This window comes from Roseateles sp. P5_E11, assembly GCF_054049355.1.
Genome location: NZ_JBFUMO010000944.1, coordinates 1 through 1,501, shown reverse-complemented (window position 1 = coordinate 1,501; position 1,501 = coordinate 1). Strand labels below are relative to the sequence as shown.

Sequence of the window (1,501 nt, the reverse complement as noted above, 5' to 3'; positions counted from 1 at the left end):
GCATCGAGCAGGCGCTGGCGCGTGAGCTGCGCGAGGAGATTGGCATCGAGATCGGCGCCGCGCATCCCTGGAAGACGGAAATCTTCGACTACCCGCATGCGTTGGTGCGCTTGAACTTCTGCAAGGTCTTCGAGTGGACCGGCGATTTCCAGATGCTGGAGAACCAGCAGATGGCCTGGGCCAGCCTGCCGGTGCAGGTCAAGCCTGTGCTGCCGGGCACCATCCCGGTCCTGAACTGGTTCGCGGCAGAACGCAACCACGTCGGCCCCACTCACCTAGACTGAAACCATGGAAACGCAGCCCCCACGTTTACTTCGTTCTCTGTCCCCCGAGGGGGCGCCATTGCCCTTCGGGCGGCCGGGCGGGCAATGAACTGGCTGGACGAAATCAAATGGGACGACAAGGGCCTGGTGCCTGTCATCGCCCAGGAGCAGGGCACGGGCGACGTGCTGATGTTCGCGTGGATGAACCGCGAGGCCCTGGCCCTGACGGCCGAGCGCGGCCAGGCCGTCTACTGGAGCCGCTCGCGCGGCAAGCTCTGGCACAAGGGCGAGGAGAGCGGTCATTTCCAGCAGGTGCATGCCATTCGCATGGACTGCGACAACGACGTCGTGCTGCTGACCATCACCCAACTTGGCCATGAGCCCGGCATTGCCTGTCACACCGGCCGCCACAGCTGCTTTTTCCAGAAGCTGGAGAACGGCGTCTGGAGTGCCACCGAACCCGTTCTGAAGGATCCGAGCAAGATCTATGAGTGACGACATCCTCCGCCGCGTCGGCGCGGTCATCGAGTCCCGCAAGGGTGCTGACCCCGGCACCAGCTACGTCGCCAAGCTCTTCGACAAGGGCCTGGACGCCATCCTGAAAAAGGTCGGCGAGGAAGCCACCGAGACCGTCATGGCCGCCAAGGATGGCGACGCCCAGAAGGTCGTCTATGAAGTGGCCGACCTGTGGTTTCACAGCATGGTGGCGTTGGCCCACTTCGGGCTGAAGCCCGAGGACGTGCTCCGGGAACTTGCGCGTCGCGAGGGCTTGTCTGGCCTGGAAGAATTTGCGTCCCGCAACAAGCTGCCGAAAGAAGCCCCATGAACAACGATCCGAGCCCCGCGGCGCTGGATGTCGGCGCGCCTGCCGAGAAGCTGGCCAGCCTCAAGCAGCTGACGATGGTGGTCTATGTCCTCTATGCCCTGAGTGCCTTCACCGGCTTTACCGGCATCGTGGCCATCATCATCAACTACATCAAGCGCGAGGACACTGCGGGCACCGTCTACGCCAGCCATTTCACCTGGCAGATCCGTACCTTCTGGTGGAGCCTGGTATGGGGCATCCTGGGCTTTGCCACCTTGCTGCTGGGCGTGGGCTTCGTGATCCTGGCCGTTGACGGCATCTGGTTCCTCTATCGCCTCGTCAAGGGCTTCTTGAACTGGAACGACGGCAAACCCATGCCGGTCTGAAGCGAGTAAAAGATGACTCACGATCCCAACTGCCTGTTCTGCAAGAT

3 protein-coding genes and 1 pseudogene are annotated in these 1,501 nt (G+C 62.5%); all 4 read left to right on the top strand.

The window, feature by feature from the left end:
• Window positions 1–284 (top strand): annotated as a pseudogene (locus tag ACXJKR_RS32345) (8-oxo-dGTP diphosphatase MutT); the annotation flags it as partial.
• Between the two features lie 84 nt (window positions 285–368).
• Window positions 369–758 (top strand): phosphoribosyl-AMP cyclohydrolase, encoded by a 390-nt coding sequence (gene hisI / locus ACXJKR_RS32340; RefSeq protein WP_457326341.1) that lies wholly within the window; start codon window positions 369–371, stop codon window positions 756–758.
• Entirely contained in the window at window positions 751–1,089 is a 339-nt protein-coding gene (locus ACXJKR_RS32335) for a phosphoribosyl-ATP diphosphatase (protein WP_457326340.1), read from the top strand. Before hisI ends, ACXJKR_RS32335 begins: the two co-directional genes overlap by 8 nt.
• Entirely contained in the window at window positions 1,086–1,454 is a 369-nt protein-coding gene (locus ACXJKR_RS32330; protein ID WP_457326339.1) for a DUF4870 family protein, read from the top strand. The genes ACXJKR_RS32335 and ACXJKR_RS32330 overlap by 4 nt, the downstream gene beginning before the upstream one ends.
• The last annotated feature ends 47 nt before the right edge of the window (window positions 1,455–1,501 follow it).

What these genes read in the sequence shown, in the direction of transcription:
- hisI (WP_457326341.1), top strand. Translation starts at nt 369, where the DNA reads ATGAACTGGCTGGACGAAATCAAATGGGACGACAAGGGCCTGGTGCCT.
- ACXJKR_RS32335 (WP_457326340.1), top strand. Translation starts at nt 751, where the DNA reads ATGAGTGACGACATCCTCCGCCGCGTCGGCGCGGTCATCGAGTCCCGC.
- ACXJKR_RS32330 (WP_457326339.1), top strand. Translation starts at nt 1,086, where the DNA reads ATGAACAACGATCCGAGCCCCGCGGCGCTGGATGTCGGCGCGCCTGCC.